We start from the raw sequence: 14,143 nt of genomic DNA, 5'->3' as shown, positions 1-14,143 counted from the left end.
TATGAAACAGAAACTGCTGGTCACTGGCGGCACCGGTTATATCGGGTCGCACACACTGCTCGCCCTCATCCGTGAAGGTTTTGTCCCGATCGTGCTCGATAATTTCTCCAACAGTTCCCCAGAGGTACTTCGGAGGATTGAAGCACTGGCCGGTACGGCAGTTGAATTCATGCAGGGCGATATTCGCGACGCTGCGCTGCTCGATCAACTTTTCGCTATTCAGCGCGATCAAGGGACGCCGGTTTCAGCCGTGGTGCACTTTGCGGCGTTGAAGGCCGTGGGCGAATCGGTTGGAAAACCTGTGAATTACTACGCCAATAATGTTGGTGGCACCTTGACCCTGTTGGAGTCCATGGACAAAGCACAGGTCCGCAACCTGGTGTTCAGCTCTTCCGCCACGGTGTACGGTGAGCCTCTGGCGCTGCCTTACACAGAGAGCCACCGGATCGCCCCGACGAACCCTTATGGCTGGACAAAGGCCATGGTGGAGCAGATTCTGAATGATTGGACACGAAGCGGCGACAAGCGCTGTGGTATTGCATTGCGCTATTTCAATCCTATCGGCGCCCACGTAAGCGGACGTATTGGCGAAGCGCCTTCGGGGATTCCCAATAACTTGTTCCCCTATATCACCCAAGTCGCTGTCGGCGAGCGTCAGCGCCTATCAGTGTTTGGTGATGACTACGATACCGTCGACGGGACGGGTGTGCGTGATTATCTGCACGTCGAGGACCTGGCTGAGGGGCACGTTCGGGCCGTCGAATTCGCTTTGAAAGGCGAGGGTGGCTTCACCGCCATTAATCTGGGCACTGGCCGGGGTACCAGCGTTTTGCAATTGATTGCGGCATTCGAACGCGTGAGCGGCCGCCAAATCCCTTACGAGATCATGCCTCGGCGTGCAGGGGACATCGCGTCTGCGTGGGCGGATCCCGATTTGGCGTACCAATTGCTCGGATGGAAGGCCTTGCGCACGATTGAACAAATGTGTTCGGATGGATGGCGCTGGCAATCGCAGAACCCGCAGGGTTACGGACCTCAAGCTTTATTGTAAATTCGCAGCTTCACCGGTTCCTCCTCTAGCTGATGCCCACCCGCATTCTCATCGTTCGCACGTCCTCCCTGGGCGACCTAGTCCACATGCTTCCGGCAATCACCGATATTGCCCGGCATGTGCCTGACGCACAGATTGACTGGGTCGTCGAGGAAGCGTTTGCCGAGATCCCCTCGTGGCACCCGGCCGTCAATGAAATCATCAAAGTCGCGCATCGCCGCTGGCGCAAGTCGTGGTGGTCGGGCCAGGTGCGCGCCGAGCGCCGGGCGTTGAAAGAGCGGCTGCGGTCCACCCAATATGACATCGTGCTGGATATGCAGGCGCTGCTGAAGTCTGCGTGGCTGGTGCGGCAGACGCGCGGCGTGCGGCATGGGCTGGATTGGCGGTCGGCGCGCGAGCCGCTGGCATCGCTCTTCTATAACGTGCGGCACCGTGTTGAATTCTGGCAGCCCGCCGTGATCCGCCAGCGCAAGTTGGCGGCATTGACCTTTGGCTACCAGCATGCCGGCCTGCCGGACTTCGGCTTGCAGAATTTCGTGCGCCAGGCAGGGCAAGCGGCTGAACCCATGGTGGAAGTCGGTAGCGCCGGCCTGGACGTCACGGAGCTGCCGCGCCTGCATCATCTGGACAATGACCGCGGTTACGCCGTGATCATGCCGTCGGCCAGTCGCGACGATAAGCTTTGGCCCGAAGAGGACTGGCGCGCGGTGTTTCGCCGTTTGCGCGAGGCGGGCTGCACGTTGAAGCTCCTGGCGGGCAACGATTCCGAAGCGGAGCGCGCCGGCCTGCTGGTGGCAGGCATGGACGGGGCGGAAGTGATGCCTCGTATGGATCTGACGTCGGTGGCGCAGTTGCTGGCCGGCTCACGTCTGATGGTCGGCCTGGACAGCGGCCTGACTCACCTGTCCGCCGCGCTGGGTCGGCCGACCATCGGCATCTACCGCGCTTCCACGCCGGTTCGCACTCCGCTGGTCGGGTCGAACTACACCGCCAGCCTGGGCGACCGGGGCGCTTCGCCATCGCGCGAAGCGGTGATGGCCTCGGTGGAACAGGCGCTGGCCGCGCAGTGACATGAACCGCTGCGTCTACACGCTGGCACTGCGGGCCTTGGCCCCGCTGCTCTGGTTGTGGATGGCTCGTCGTGCCAAGCGCGCGGGCGGCGAGTGGGGCGTGTTCTCGCGTGAACGTTTCGGCCATCGGCCTGATACAAAACCCCCTGCTTCTACTTCGGCTACTACTGCCACTTCAACAGATTTCGCCTGGACGGCACCCGTATGGATGCACGCCGTGAGCCTGGGCGAGACGCGCGCTGCACAGCCGCTGCTTCAGGCGTTGCTCGACCGGGGGCTGCCTGTGTTGCTCACGCATATGACCGCCACGGGCCGTGCCGAAGGCCAGCGGCTGTTCGCCGACGCCATTTCCCGGGGACAGTTGCGGCAAGCTTGGTTGCCTTATGACTTTCCCGGCGCAACCCGGCGTTTTATGCGGGGCTATCGGCCTCGCTGCGGCCTGCTGATTGAACGCGAGATCTGGCCCAACCTGCTGGCGGCCGCGCGGCAAGCAGGGGTGCCGATGGCGCTGGTCAGTGCGCGCTACTCGGCATCGTCGCTGCGCCAGGCGACACGGATGGGTAGCGTGATGCGCGAAGCGCTGGGTAGCTTGGATCTTGTTCTGGCGCAGACGGCTGAAGACGCCGGGCGGCTGGCGCAGGCGGGCGCGCCCACGCCCGTTGTGACTGGCAACCTGAAATTCGACTTGGTGTTGCCGGCGGCGCAGGTCCAGGCCGGCCGGGAATGGCGCGCGCGTATCGGCCGCCCGGTCATCGCCATTGCAAGTACCCGCGAAGGCGAGGACGCGCCATTCATCGAGGCCATCAAGCATTACGGCAATGGTTCTTGCCACCCCGCAGGCAATCCTGCCAGCAACTCCACTAGCGACCCCGCCAACAACTCCGCCAACAGCGCCACAGGCAGCCCCATCGACGCGCCACTGTTTCTGTTGATCCCACGCCACCCCCAACGCTTTGACGACGCGGCACGCCTGCTGAGCGAGGCGGGCGTGTCGTATGTCCGGCGCAGCGCTGGCGGCGATCCGGCGCCTGAAACCCGGGTGCTGCTTGGCGATAGCCTGGGTGAAATGGCCTTCTACTACGCCGCCTCGGACGTGGCCATTGTGGCGGGCAGCTTTGCGCCGCTGGGTGGCCAGAACTTGATCGAGGCTTGTGCAGCGGGTGTGCCGGTCATCGTAGGACCGCACACGTTCAATTTTCAGCAGGCGGCGGAAGATGCGATTGCCGCGGGGGCGGCAACGCGCAAGGCTGATCCCGCCCAGGCAATCGATGCCGCGTTGGCCATGCTGAAGGATGAGGCACAGCGCCAAGAAGCAAGCCGTGCCGCCCGCGCCTGGTTCGAGCTGCATGCGGGCGCAACGCGGCGGACCATGGATGCGCTGGCGCCCTGGCTGGGGTGACCATCATTGCACCCCTTGGGCCCAAGAATGCTTAGCGTGTCGTCTGGTTGGGGGGTGCCGTGGGGGGCGTGGATATCGCCCGTCCCACCAGCTTTACCGCATCCACGTTCAATTCCTGACTGAACTTTCGCGTATCGCGCCCTTCGTCTTCCGGGCGCAGGCCGATCCATCCCTGGCCCAGCGCCAGCACCCATACATTCGCCAGCAATATCAGGATGAAGAGCACTCGCATGGCGCAAGACCTCGCTCAGGCGTGGGGGTCCAGGGTGGCGCGCGCGACCGCGGCCAGGCCATCAAGGACGGGGTGATCCAGGTATTCCGGCACGGGGGCCGCGCCGAATGCGCCGCCGGCGTCGGCCAGCAAGCGTTCAATCTCTTGATGCACTTCGGGCCAGCCGCCGCCCGCCGCGTAGATTTGCGGGGTCTGGCCATAGCGCTGGCGGCCCGCCAGCCATTGGCGCACCACCGCGCCGGCTTGGGCCGCGGCGATGCCCGAGGCGATGGCTTCGTGCGTGTCGACGGGGTATGCCACGACCTGGCCATTGGCGATGGGCAGGTTGGCGGTGCCGTGGGCCAGCGCGCTGCGCATCATGGCGGGGCCGGGCAGGATCAGGCCGCCCGCGAAAACGTTGTCAGGGCCGACGGTGTCGATGGTGGTGGCGGTGCCGAAGCTGGCCAGCACGAAGGGCGGATGCGCGCCCGGCAAGCGCGACAGCACGCCCAGCAGCGAGGCCCAGCGGTCGGCGCCCAATTGCGTCGGCACGCGGTAACTGTTGACCAGCCCCAGCGTCGTCGCCTGCGACAGCGACCAGGTGACCGCGCAGCCATGTTTTTGCAGGATCGTGGCGATGGCCGTGCCGCGCGCCTCGCCGGCCACGTTCACGCCCAGCGCGCGCAGGGGGCGGCGCGGCAGCGCGGCCAGCCAGCCGTCCAGCGCATCCAGGTCCAGGCCGTCGAAGGCGACAGCCGCCGGTTCGCGGGGCATGTCGGGGTTGCTGGCGTCCAGCCAACCCACCTTGAGACGGCTGTTGCCGGAGTCGATAAGAATAATCATGCTTGGCGTCGAATCGAAATTTCACCGATTGAGATCGGGGTGGCACCCTCGGGCGTTTGCACCAGCAGGCGCCCGTGTTCGTCTACGCCACAGGCGGTGCCGCTAAGTAGGATATCGCCTTTCTCCAGCACGTTCACCGGCCTGCCGGCCAAGGCGTCGACCTGGTTGAACCGCTGGCGGAACGCAGCGAAACCTTCGCGTTCCAGGGTCTGGACGGCTTCCAGCCAGGCGGTGGCGCTGGCGCAGACCAGGTCGGCGGCGCTGGCCACGCGGCCTGATTCGGCTTGCACCTGGGTCCAATCGGCCACCTCGCGGCCCAGCGCGCGAGACAGTTCGCCCGCGTCGGTCAAGTTGACGCCCATGCCGATGACGACGGTGTAGCCGGCTTCGCGGCCGCCCGGGTTGCGGGTGGTTTCCACCAGCACGCCCGCCAGCTTGGCGTCGTGCCATTGCACATCGTTCGGCCATTTCATGCACAGGCCGCGCGCATGCGGGCCGGCCACCGCGCGCAGTGCCTCGCAGGCGGCTACGCCGGCCAAGGGAGACAGCGCGGGTAATTGCGCGGCAGGCAGGTGGACGTCGTACGCGCAGGAAAACATCAACGTGGCGCCAGACTGGTTTTGCCAGGGACGCCCCGCGCGGCCACGGCCGGCGTTCTGGAGGTGGCTGCCCAGCAGCCACGGTTTACCGGCCCCAGCGCCTGAGCGGGCGCGCGCCAGCAGGTCGGCGTTGGTCGACCCGGTGTCGCCGGTCCAGGCGATGTCTTGGAATACGGGCAGGCGCGAGCCTAGCTCCCGGGCCAGGGCTTCCGGCGCGGGCAGGTCGATAGGGCGGACGTGATCGGGCATGGCGGCGATTGTAGGGCACGCGGCCCGCCCTCGCGGCCTTTCAGCCCTGTAGCGTTTATCATTGGCGATACATTTTGCATCGGTGCCCCGCCTACATGCCGCATTCCGCTTCATCCGCGCCCGCCGCCGTGCCTTTCCGTCAGGACGGGAAAGTTTGCCATGTGGCGGGCGACTGGAGCGTGCTGGCCCTGGCCCAGGCAGGCGAAGTCGAACGTCGGCGCACGGCAATGGCGCGGGCCGCCGAAGAGGGCGTGCGTTGGGACTTGCATGGCATCAGCCGGCTGGACACCATCGGCGCCTTGCTCATCTGGCAAGCCTGGGGCGAAAAGCTGCCCGAGCGCGTGCGCTGGTCGGCCGGCCAGCAGGATGTGTTCAATGCGCTGGCCCTGAACAAGGGCGAGGTCCAGGCGGCGCCGTCCAAGCCCGAATCCTGGGCTTGGGTCCGCTCCCTGGGGGGCGCCATCTTTCAGGCGGCCGAGAACGGCCGGGCCCTGCTCATCATGCTGGGCCAACTGATTCTGGATCTGGGCAGCATGCTGCGCCGTCCGCGCCTGGGCCCATGGCGCGAGATCTCGGCGCAGGTGTATCGGACCGGCGCGCAGGCGCTGGGCATCACCGCGCTGGTGGGGTTCCTGATCGGCGTGGTGCTGTCGTATCTGTCGGCGCAGCAGTTGCAGATGATCGGCGCCGACCGCTTCATCGTGCGGCTGCTGGGCGTGTCCATCGTGCGTGAGCTTGGGCCCGTGCTGGCCGCCATTCTGGTGGCGGGCCGGTCGGGCTCTGCCATCACCGCGCAGATTGGCGTGATGCGGGTCACTCAGGAACTGGACGCCATGCGCGTCATGGGCATCTCGCACGGCCAACGGCTGATTCTGCCGCGCGTGCTGGCGTTGGCGGTAACCATGCCCCTGCTGGCCCTTTGGACAAGCGCCATGGCGCTCCTGGGCGGCATGCTGGCCGCGCAAGTGCAGTTGGGCGTGTCGGCGCAGTGGTTCTTGACGTCACTGCCTGATGCCATTTCATTGACCAATTACTGGATCGGCATCTTGAAGGGCGTGACCTTCGGCATCCTGATCGCGCTGATCGCCTGCCACTTCGGTCTGCGCATCCAGCCCAATACCGAAAGCCTGGGGCGCGGCACCACCACATCCGTGGTTACGTCGATTACCGGTGTGATCCTGCTGGATGCGCTGTACGCCATCATCTTCAGTTCGGTGGGCATCTGATGAACAGCGCCCTGCAACATCGATTGTTCACCGATGACAGCATCACGGTTGAACCCGTCATCACGGTGCGCGGCCTGCGTACCGCCTTTGGCGACCACGTGGTTCACGACAACCTTGACCTGACTGTCTTCCCGGGCGAAATCCTGGTGCTGGTGGGCGGCTCGGGCACGGGCAAGACGGTTCTGCTGCGGCAGATCATCGGCCTGGACCAGCCCGCCGCCGGCAGCGTGAAAGTGCTGGGGCATTCCTTGTTTGACCTGACGCCCGGCGAGCGCCGGCGCCTGTCGTACCGGTGGGGCATGCTGTTTCAGGCGGGGGCGCTGTTCTCGGCCTTGTCCGTGTTCGACAATGTGGCCTTGCCGCTGCGTGAACTGCGCACGGTGCCCGAAGACCTGGTGCGCGACGTCGTCATGTGCCGGCTGGCCATGGTGGGGCTGACGGCCAATGATGCCGACAAGCGGCCGTCGGACCTGTCCGGCGGCATGGTCAAGCGGGTGGCGCTGGCGCGCGCCTTGTCGCTGGACCCGGAATTGCTGTTCCTGGACGAGCCCACGGCGGGCCTGGACCCGCTGCGCTCCGACGAATTCGTGGACCTGGTGCGCAGCCTGCATCGGCAGTTGGGATTTACCGTCGTCATGGTGACGCACGATCTGGACACGCTGCTGGCGTTGGCCACCCGTGTGGCCGTGCTGGCGGACAAGCGGGTGATCGTGTGCGACACGGTGCCGGAAGTACTGAAGGTCGATCACCCCTTCATTCACACATTCTTCCTGGGCGAACGCGGCTTGCGCGCGCTTGGGGATCTGGCGCCGAAGGGATTGCATCATGGAAAACCGTAGTCATGCGCTCATGGCCGGCATCTTCACGCTGGTCCTGCTGGCCGCCGCCGTGCTGGTGGCCGTCTGGATTGGCCGGGACCGGACCCAACTGCAAACGTACGAAATCATCTCGGCCACGGCCGTCAGCGGCCTGAACCCGCAATCGGCCGTGCGCTATCAGGGCGTGCCGGTGGGCAAGGTGCAGTCGCTGGCGCTGAACCCCAACAAGCCGGGGCAGGTGCGCATCCGCATCGGCGTGGCCCCGAACACGCCGATCACCGAGTCGACCTGGGCCGAACTGGGCGTGCAGGGCGTGACGGGCATGGCCAACGTCGAGCTGCGCGACGACGGCACCTCGCTCAAGCGCCTGGCGTCCACGGCGGAAAATCCCGCCGCCATTCCGCTGCGCCCGGGCTTTCTTGACCGCATCGAGCAGCGCGGCGGCAAGCTGATTTCCAACGTGGAAGAAGCCACCGAGCAACTGCGCCGCGTGCTGAGCGAACAAAACGTGCAAGCGCTGACCGCCAGCCTGCAGAACGCCACCGACATCACGCAGTCATTGCGGCAAGCCACCCGCGACCTGGCGCCCACGATGGCCAAGCTGGGCCCGCTGCTGGATTCGCTGAACACCACCTCGCGCCAGGCGGATCGCGCGGCGCGCGAGATTGCCGATCTGGCGCAGCAGGCTCGCCAGGCGGTGGCACGCCTGAACGCGCCCGATGGCCCCTTGTCAGTGGCCACGCGCAGCCTGAACGACATTGCCCTGGCCGCCGCCCGGCTGGACGGCGAGACCTTGCCTGCCGTTACCAACATGGCCGGCAACGTCAGTGCGGCCGCGCGCGGAGCGGCCGTGACCCTGCGCCGTGTCGACAGCACGCCGCAATCGTTCTTGTTCGGCCCGGCGCCTGTTGCGCCTGGGCCTGGCGAAGCCGGGTTCGCCGGTTTCGGGAGACAGCCCAAATGAAGATGCTGAAGATGCACAGTGCCGTTTCGATGGTGACCCGGACCTTGACCCTGACTTTGGCCCTGGCGCTTGCGGGTTGCGGCATTGGCCGCGTGCCCGCGCCACCGTCCGTCTTCGACCTGGGGCTGGACGCTCGGCCAGCTCCCGCCTTGCCGGCACGCGCTCCCATCGCGCTGACTTTCCAGGCGTCGCCCGCGTTGTCGGATACCGGCATGATCTGGCGGGTGGGCGACAGCGCCGCGCCCAAGGCCTATGCCACCTACCGTTGGGCGTCGGCGCCGTCCGAGCTGGTGCGCCAGCGCATTACCGACCGCCTGTCGCGTCAGGGTCCCGTTCTGGCTGATCGCGTCAATCTTCAGACGCCGCAGTTGCAGGTTTCCCTGTCGCAGTTCGAGCAGGTGTTCTCGGAAGACGGCCAGACCAGCCAGGGGCGCATCTTGCTGCAAGCGGTTTTGGTCAACGGCCGCTCGGTCGTGGATCAAACCCGCATCCTGGTGCAGGCGCCAGCGCCCACGCAGGATGCCGCGGGCGGCGTGGCCGCGTTGCGGCAAGCCACCGATGAGGCGGCCGACCAGTTGGCGCAATGGCTGGCCACCACCATGACGCCCGCCACGATGACGCCAGCCGCCAAAGCGGGCGGTTAACATCGTTTTCGGTTTTCCGCTTTTCCTTTTTCTTTACGCACGTTGAGTTGATCCATGTCCGCACGCACTGATACCCACGCCTTCACCGGCCCCGCCGGCCGCATCGATTGCGCCGTCGATTGGCCTGCCGGCACGCCGCGAGGCTGGGCCCTGGTCCTGCACCCGCATCCCCTGCAAGGCGGTGCGCGCGAAAACAAGGTCGTCACGACTGTGTCGCGCGCCTGCGTGCAGCATGGGCTGGTGGCGGTGCGCCCCAACTTCCGTGGGGTGGGGCAGTCGGAAGGCGTGTTCGACAAGTCGGTGGGCGAAACGCAGGACATGCTGGCGGTGGTGGCGCAAATGCGTGAGCTGCATCCCGAACTGGCCGATGCGCCCTGGGTGCTGGCGGGCTTTTCGTTCGGCACCGCCGTCGCCGCGCAAACCTATGCCGCGCTTGCCGAAGCGGGCGATGCGGCGTTGCCGTCCGCGCTGATGCTGATGGGGCCGGCGGTCAATCGCTTTCAGTCGCATGAAGTACAGGTGCCGGACGACACGCTGATGGTCCACGGTGAAGAAGACGAAGTGGTGCCGCTGTCCGAAGCGATGGATTGGGCGCGACCGCGCTCGATTCCCGTGGTGGTGGTGCCAGGTGCATCGCACTTCTTCCATGGCAAGCTGCTGGTGCTGCGCCAGTTGGTGCAGGCGCGCTTGAAAGTCGCACTGGACTGACCCCGGCCTGGCAAGGTTGCATCAAGTTGCATGTTTTAAATGCACCGGGAACCCCCTGCGAAGCGGACCGGTCCAATCGCCTGCCTATAATTGTCAGCCATCAGCCCCGCGCCGGCGGGTGTCTTTCCTTGGACCCACGTTGCCGATGAAGAAATTGCCTTATTCCGTTCACTCCCCCGTTGTCTTTACCCGCCGCCTGATCACAGGCGCTGTGTTGTCGGCGATGCTCGCGGCCTCGATGCCCGCCTGGTCGCAACCGGCGCCCGCCGCCACACCGGCCGCTGCCGGCACGGCGGCACCGGCGCCAACGGCCTCGGGCGCGGTGCCGGTGGGTGATGTGTCGGCGGTTCCGGCGCCCACCATCGCCGCCAAGGCATGGATCGTGATCGACGTGAACAGCGGCCAGACCTTGGCCGCGTCCAACCCCGACATGAAGGTCGAGCCGGCATCGCTGACCAAGATCATGACGGCCTATGTGGTGTTCAACGCGCTGGAAGAAAAGCGCCTGACGCTGGAACAGACGGTGCCCGTGTCCGAGCACGCCTGGCGCACCGGCGGTTCGCGCATGTTCATCGAACCGCGCAAACCGGTGACTGTCGACGAGCTCAATCAGGGCATGATCGTGCAGTCCGGCAACGACGCCTCCGTGGCGCTGGCCGAAGCCGTGGGCGGCAGTGAATCCGCTTTCGCCGCGCTGATGAATCAGGAAGCCGAACGCCTGGGCATGAAGAACACCCACTTCATGAACTCGACCGGCCTGCCGGATCCGCAGCACGTGACCTCCACGCGTGACCTGGCTACGTTGTCGTCGCATCTGATCACCGATCACCCCGACTACTTCCACTACTACAAGCAGAAGAGCTACACGTACAACAAGATCACGCAGCCGAACCGCAATCGCCTGCTGTGGGCCGACCCCTCGGTGGACGGCATGAAGACCGGCCACACCGACTCGGCCGGCTACTGCCTGGTGTCGACGGCGGTGCGCGGCGACCGCCGCATCCTGGTGGTGGTTGTGGGCACGGATAGCGAAGCCACGCGCGCCGAAGAAAGCCTGAAGCTCTTGAACTGGAGCTTCCAGAACTTCGACACCGTGAAGCTGTTCGACAAGAGCCAACCTGGTATCGACGCGCGTGTCTGGGAAGGCACGGCCGAAAGCGTCAAGCTGGGTCCGCCGAAACCTGTGTCGATCGCGGTGCCGCGCGGCAAGGCCGGTGATTTGAAGCCGGTTGCCCAGCGCACCGATCCGCTGATCGCGCCGCTGGCCAAGGGCCAACAGGTGGGTACGCTGCAATTCACGCTGGATGGCAAGGTGCTGCGCACCGAACCGCTGGTGGTGCAGGATGCCGTTGAGCGCGCGGGCTTCTTTGGCCGCATGGTCGACACCGTGAAGCGCTGGTTCGAATAAGCGCATCGCGCCGCGCCCGGGGCGCGGCCGCGGGTGTAAGCTAGCAGCGGGCGTTTCGTGCGAAACGCCCGTTTTCCATTTTCAGGCAAGCCTATCGGGCTTGTCCGCGACGTTTGATCCTTCAGGAGTACCCCATGATTCCGGGCGTGCCGGGCGAAAGCCAGGTGTATCTCAACGGCGAGTTCCTGCGTGTCGACGAGGCGAAAGTCTCTGTCCTGGACCGCGGTTTTATTTTTGGCGACGGCATCTACGAAGTCGTTCCCGTGTACCAGGGCAAGGCATTCCGCATGGCGGAGCACCTGAACCGCCTGGATCGCAGCTTGGCCGCCTTGCGTATCACGCCGCCGCTGGATCGCGCGGGCTGGGTCGATCTGATCGATCAGTTGTTGTCGCGCACCACGCTGGACACCTGCATCGTGTACTTGCAGGTCACGCGCGGCGTCGCCAAGCGCGACCACCAGTTCCCAGCCACGCCGGTCACGCCCACCGTGTTCGGCATGATCTCGGCGTGGTCGCCGCCACCCGCCGCGCAACGCACGCAGGGCTTGACGGCCATCAGCATTCCCGACGAACGCTGGCTGCATTGCGAGATCAAGTCGGTGTCGCTGTTGGGTAACGTGCTGGCCAAGCAGCAAGCGGTGGATGCGAACGCTGACGAAGTCGTGCAGTTTCGCGATGGCTACCTGACCGAGGGCTCGTCCACCAACATCTGGGTCGTGTCGGGTGGCAAGCTGCTGGCGCCGCCCAAGAACAACCTGATCCTGGAAGGCATCCGCTATGGCCTGATGGGCGAGCTGGCCGAAGCAGCAGGCATCCCCTTCGAGTCGCGCCGCATCAGCCAGCAAGAGGTGGAATCCGCCGACGAGTTGATGCTGTCTTCGGCTACCAAGGAAGTGCTGGCTATCGTCACCCTTGACGGAAAGCCGGTGGGTTCGGGCAAGCCCGGCCCTGTTTTTGAGCAGTTGCGAGCGGGTTATGATGCCCGCATCGCCGCGCTGTAAGCCGCTGTACCGGGCGGCTGCCACAGCCGCCCCCCCTTCCGGCCGGCCTTGCCTGTGCGCAGCTTGCCCCCATATAAAAACATTCAGGGGCAACCACCTCTCTAGGGTCCACTCATGCATATTCCGCCCGAAGAATCGCTTATCGAATATCCCAGCGACTTTCCCATCAAGGTCATGGGCAAGCAGCATCCCGAATTCGCCCAGACGCTGACTGACGTCGTGCTGCAATTCGACCCCGGCTTTGATGCCGCCACGGTCGAGATGCGGCCCAGCAAGGGCGGCAACTACATGGGCCTGACGTTCATCGTGCGCGCCACCTCGCGCGAGCAGCTGGACAACCTGTACAAGGCCTTGCACGGCCATCCGATGGTGTCCATCGTTCTGTAAACCGGAATTGCCGTGATCAAGTGGCTCGCGCGGCCGGCGGACTATCTGCCGGTCTGGCAGGACATGCAGGCGTATACCTCGCTGCGCGGCGCCGATACGCCTGACGAGATCTGGCTTTGCGAGCACGCGCCGGTCTACACGCTAGGCCAGGCCGGCCTGCCGCAACATGTGCTGAACCCCGGCAACATCCCCATCGTGCATTGCGACCGTGGCGGCCAGGTGACTTATCACGGCCCCGGGCAGGTCATGGCGTACGCGCTGTTCGACCTGCGCCGCATGGATATGTACGTGAAGGAATACGTCACGCTGCTTGAAGGCGCCGTCATCGACACGCTGACGCAGCATGGCGTGGACGGCGCCTGTCGCAAGCCCGGCGCGCCGGGCGTGTATGTGCCGGCCCCCGCCCTGGGTCCCAGCAGTGGCGAACTCGCCAAGATCGCGGCGCTGGGCATCAAGATCCGCAACGGGCGCGCCTATCATGGCGTGTCGCTGAACGTGGACATGGACCTGGCTCCTTTCCTGGGCATCAACCCTTGCGGCTACGAAGGGCTGCGTACCGTCGACATGGCGGCCTGCGGCGTGCGCCGTTTGCCCACCGACGTGGGCGACGCGCTGGCGCACAATCTGGCGGACGCCTGGCGTCGCGCAAGGAGCACGCTTTGAAAACGGATTTGAAGACCGCTTTGAAGACCGCATATACCGCCGCCGATGTTGCCGCGACCACGCCGGAACAACTGGCCCAATTGCGCGAAGGTCCACCGGAGCCCTACGCCGCCTGGATCGGGGCGGCGGCTGAGCTTGGATTGGTCGAAGCACAGACCATCTACGGCCAGATGCTGCTGGACGGCGTGGGCGTGGCGCGCCAGCCCGACGCCGCGCTGGCCTGGTTCAAGCGTGCCGCCAATGCCGATCATCCGATGGCCATCAATATGGTGGGCCGCTGCTATGAAAATGGCTGGGGCGTGCCGGCCGACGATACCGTCGCGGCGTATTGGTTCAGGCTGGCCGCCGACCGTGGCCTGGATTGGGGCATGTACAACTACGCGCACATGCTGCGCGCTGGCCGGGGCGGCGTCACACAAAACAAGGCCGCGGCACTGGCGCTTTACCAGCAAGCGGCGCAGACCGGCCATGTGAAATCCATCGGCGTGGTCGGGCGGTTTTACGAAGCAGGCGAGGTGGTTGAGCAAGACATGGAGCGCGCATTCGACTGCTACCAGCGTTGCGCCGAGGGCGGCGACTTTCGCGGCATGTTTCATCTGGGCCGACTATTGCTGCTGCGCGGCAAGAAAGAGGAAGCGGTGCAATGGCTGGTCCAGGTACCAGAAACCGCCACGCCAGCATTCTTGAAGGAAGCGAATACGCTGTTGCAAGACAGCGGCTTTCCTGCGCTGTACGAGGTATAAGGCGCGGAAAGTAGGACCATACGACGTAGGATGGGTGAAGCGCGAGACGACCACTAATAGAACCCCAAGTTCGATCGCGCGCAACCCATCAAGCAGCGCCGGCGTCCTGGCAGATTCCGCCACAACACAATCAAGCACCCGCACCGTCTTGGCAGATTC

Annotated in this window: 16 protein-coding genes; 13 read left to right on the top strand and 3 right to left on the bottom strand. The window is 65.3% G+C overall.

The features are described from left to right. The first annotated feature begins 1 nt into the window (after position 1). The 3 genes from galE to ACE04A_RS25665 are packed head-to-tail and all read left to right on the top strand — an operon-like array spanning position 2 to position 3,520. The gene (galE, locus tag ACE04A_RS25675) at positions 2-1,051 is read left to right on the top strand and encodes a UDP-glucose 4-epimerase GalE (RefSeq protein ID WP_448718277.1); all 1,050 of its coding nucleotides are present in this window, start codon (positions 2-4) and stop codon (positions 1,049-1,051) included. 32 nt (positions 1,052-1,083) lie between these two features. Next, positions 1,084-2,121 carry a lipopolysaccharide heptosyltransferase I gene (waaC, locus tag ACE04A_RS25670; RefSeq protein WP_259251086.1) on the top strand — a complete coding sequence of 346 codons (1,038 nt, stop codon included), beginning with the start codon at positions 1,084-1,086 and terminating at the stop codon, positions 2,119-2,121. Between the two features lies 1 nt (position 2,122). Further along, a complete protein-coding gene (locus ACE04A_RS25665) occupies positions 2,123-3,520 on the top strand; it encodes a 3-deoxy-D-manno-octulosonic acid transferase (RefSeq protein WP_448718278.1) in 1,398 nt (465 codons plus the stop codon). A gap of 31 nt (positions 3,521-3,551) precedes the next feature. Here ACE04A_RS25665 and ACE04A_RS25660 read toward each other — a convergent pair whose 3' ends face one another. Genes ACE04A_RS25660 through ACE04A_RS25650 form a run of 3 tightly spaced genes read right to left on the bottom strand, consistent with a single transcriptional unit; the run spans position 3,552 to position 5,422 of the window. After that, positions 3,552-3,752 carry a hypothetical protein gene (locus ACE04A_RS25660; protein WP_448718279.1) on the bottom strand — a complete coding sequence of 67 codons (201 nt, stop codon included), beginning with the start codon at positions 3,750-3,752 and terminating at the stop codon, positions 3,552-3,554. A 15-nt stretch (positions 3,753-3,767) separates the two neighbouring features. Further along, entirely contained in the window at positions 3,768-4,574 is an 807-nt protein-coding gene (locus ACE04A_RS25655; RefSeq protein ID WP_279994243.1) for a type III pantothenate kinase, read from the bottom strand. Continuing rightward, complete coding sequence (locus tag ACE04A_RS25650) at positions 4,571-5,422, bottom strand: biotin--[acetyl-CoA-carboxylase] ligase (RefSeq protein WP_447992186.1); 852 nt, start codon at positions 5,420-5,422, stop codon at positions 4,571-4,573. The genes ACE04A_RS25655 and ACE04A_RS25650 overlap by 4 nt, the downstream gene beginning before the upstream one ends. Before the next feature lie 95 nt (positions 5,423-5,517). Here ACE04A_RS25650 and ACE04A_RS25645 point away from each other — a divergent pair, with 95 nt between their 5' ends. The 10 genes from ACE04A_RS25645 to ACE04A_RS25600 all read left to right on the top strand — a co-directional run bounded on the left by ACE04A_RS25645 (position 5,518) and on the right by ACE04A_RS25600 (position 13,984). Beyond that, positions 5,518-6,648 (top strand): MlaE family ABC transporter permease, encoded by a 1,131-nt coding sequence (locus tag ACE04A_RS25645; protein ID WP_448718281.1) that lies wholly within the window; start codon positions 5,518-5,520, stop codon positions 6,646-6,648. Next, positions 6,648-7,487, top strand: a complete 840-nt coding sequence (locus tag ACE04A_RS25640) for an ABC transporter ATP-binding protein (RefSeq protein ID WP_100853848.1) — start codon at positions 6,648-6,650, stop codon at positions 7,485-7,487. Before ACE04A_RS25645 ends, ACE04A_RS25640 begins: the two co-directional genes overlap by 1 nt. Then, a complete protein-coding gene (locus ACE04A_RS25635; RefSeq protein ID WP_259251080.1) occupies positions 7,474-8,430 on the top strand; it encodes an MlaD family protein in 957 nt (318 codons plus the stop codon). Before ACE04A_RS25640 ends, ACE04A_RS25635 begins: the two co-directional genes overlap by 14 nt. A 2-nt stretch (positions 8,431-8,432) precedes the next feature. After that, positions 8,433-9,074: an ABC-type transport auxiliary lipoprotein family protein gene (locus ACE04A_RS25630; RefSeq protein ID WP_448718421.1), complete on the top strand. Its 642-nt coding sequence runs from the start codon at positions 8,433-8,435 to the stop codon at positions 9,072-9,074. A 54-nt stretch (positions 9,075-9,128) separates the two neighbouring features. After that, positions 9,129-9,782 (top strand): alpha/beta hydrolase, encoded by a 654-nt coding sequence (locus tag ACE04A_RS25625; RefSeq protein ID WP_050446133.1) that lies wholly within the window; start codon positions 9,129-9,131, stop codon positions 9,780-9,782. A gap of 145 nt (positions 9,783-9,927) precedes the next feature. Beyond that, positions 9,928-11,190, top strand: coding sequence for a D-alanyl-D-alanine carboxypeptidase family protein (locus ACE04A_RS25620; protein WP_485820664.1), 1,263 nt, complete (start codon positions 9,928-9,930; stop codon positions 11,188-11,190). 134 nt (positions 11,191-11,324) lie between these two features. Continuing rightward, complete coding sequence (locus ACE04A_RS25615; RefSeq protein WP_448718283.1) at positions 11,325-12,191, top strand: D-amino acid aminotransferase; 867 nt, start codon at positions 11,325-11,327, stop codon at positions 12,189-12,191. A 114-nt stretch (positions 12,192-12,305) separates the two neighbouring features. Continuing rightward, entirely contained in the window at positions 12,306-12,578 is a 273-nt protein-coding gene (locus ACE04A_RS25610) for a YbeD family protein (RefSeq protein WP_006216435.1), read from the top strand. Positions 12,579-12,590: 12 nt separating this feature from the next. After that, positions 12,591-13,241, top strand: a complete 651-nt coding sequence (lipB, locus tag ACE04A_RS25605; protein ID WP_485820663.1) for a lipoyl(octanoyl) transferase LipB — start codon at positions 12,591-12,593, stop codon at positions 13,239-13,241. Positions 13,242-13,261: 20 nt separating this feature from the next. Continuing rightward, positions 13,262-13,984, top strand: a complete 723-nt coding sequence (locus ACE04A_RS25600) for a tetratricopeptide repeat protein (RefSeq protein ID WP_438859899.1) — start codon at positions 13,262-13,264, stop codon at positions 13,982-13,984. The last annotated feature ends 159 nt before the right edge of the window (positions 13,985-14,143 follow it).

This window comes from Achromobacter colocynthidis, from assembly GCF_057334535.1.
Note: the sequence above shows the minus strand (reverse complement) of the source record. Positions and strands in the feature narration are given on the sequence as shown.

Bases quoted from the DNA above. Each gene is read 5' to 3' on its own strand.
- ACE04A_RS25615 (WP_448718283.1), top strand. From the start codon at position 11,325: ATGATTCCGGGCGTGCCGGGCGAAAGCCAGGTGTATCTCAACGGCGAG.
- galE (WP_448718277.1), top strand. From the start codon at position 2: ATGAAACAGAAACTGCTGGTCACTGGCGGCACCGGTTATATCGGGTCG.
- waaC (WP_259251086.1), top strand. From the start codon at position 1,084: ATGCCCACCCGCATTCTCATCGTTCGCACGTCCTCCCTGGGCGACCTA.
- ACE04A_RS25625 (WP_050446133.1), top strand. From the start codon at position 9,129: ATGTCCGCACGCACTGATACCCACGCCTTCACCGGCCCCGCCGGCCGC.
- ACE04A_RS25630 (WP_448718421.1), top strand. From the start codon at position 8,433: ATGCTGAAGATGCACAGTGCCGTTTCGATGGTGACCCGGACCTTGACC.
- ACE04A_RS25650 (WP_447992186.1), bottom strand. From the start codon at position 5,422: ATGCCCGATCACGTCCGCCCTATCGACCTGCCCGCGCCGGAAGCCCTG.
- ACE04A_RS25635 (WP_259251080.1), top strand. From the start codon at position 7,474: ATGGAAAACCGTAGTCATGCGCTCATGGCCGGCATCTTCACGCTGGTC.
- ACE04A_RS25645 (WP_448718281.1), top strand. From the start codon at position 5,518: ATGCCGCATTCCGCTTCATCCGCGCCCGCCGCCGTGCCTTTCCGTCAG.
- ACE04A_RS25610 (WP_006216435.1), top strand. From the start codon at position 12,306: ATGCATATTCCGCCCGAAGAATCGCTTATCGAATATCCCAGCGACTTT.
- ACE04A_RS25655 (WP_279994243.1), bottom strand. From the start codon at position 4,574: ATGATTATTCTTATCGACTCCGGCAACAGCCGTCTCAAGGTGGGTTGG.
- ACE04A_RS25640 (WP_100853848.1), top strand. From the start codon at position 6,648: ATGAACAGCGCCCTGCAACATCGATTGTTCACCGATGACAGCATCACG.
- ACE04A_RS25660 (WP_448718279.1), bottom strand. From the start codon at position 3,752: ATGCGAGTGCTCTTCATCCTGATATTGCTGGCGAATGTATGGGTGCTG.
- ACE04A_RS25620 (WP_485820664.1), top strand. From the start codon at position 9,928: ATGAAGAAATTGCCTTATTCCGTTCACTCCCCCGTTGTCTTTACCCGC.
- ACE04A_RS25665 (WP_448718278.1), top strand. From the start codon at position 2,123: ATGAACCGCTGCGTCTACACGCTGGCACTGCGGGCCTTGGCCCCGCTG.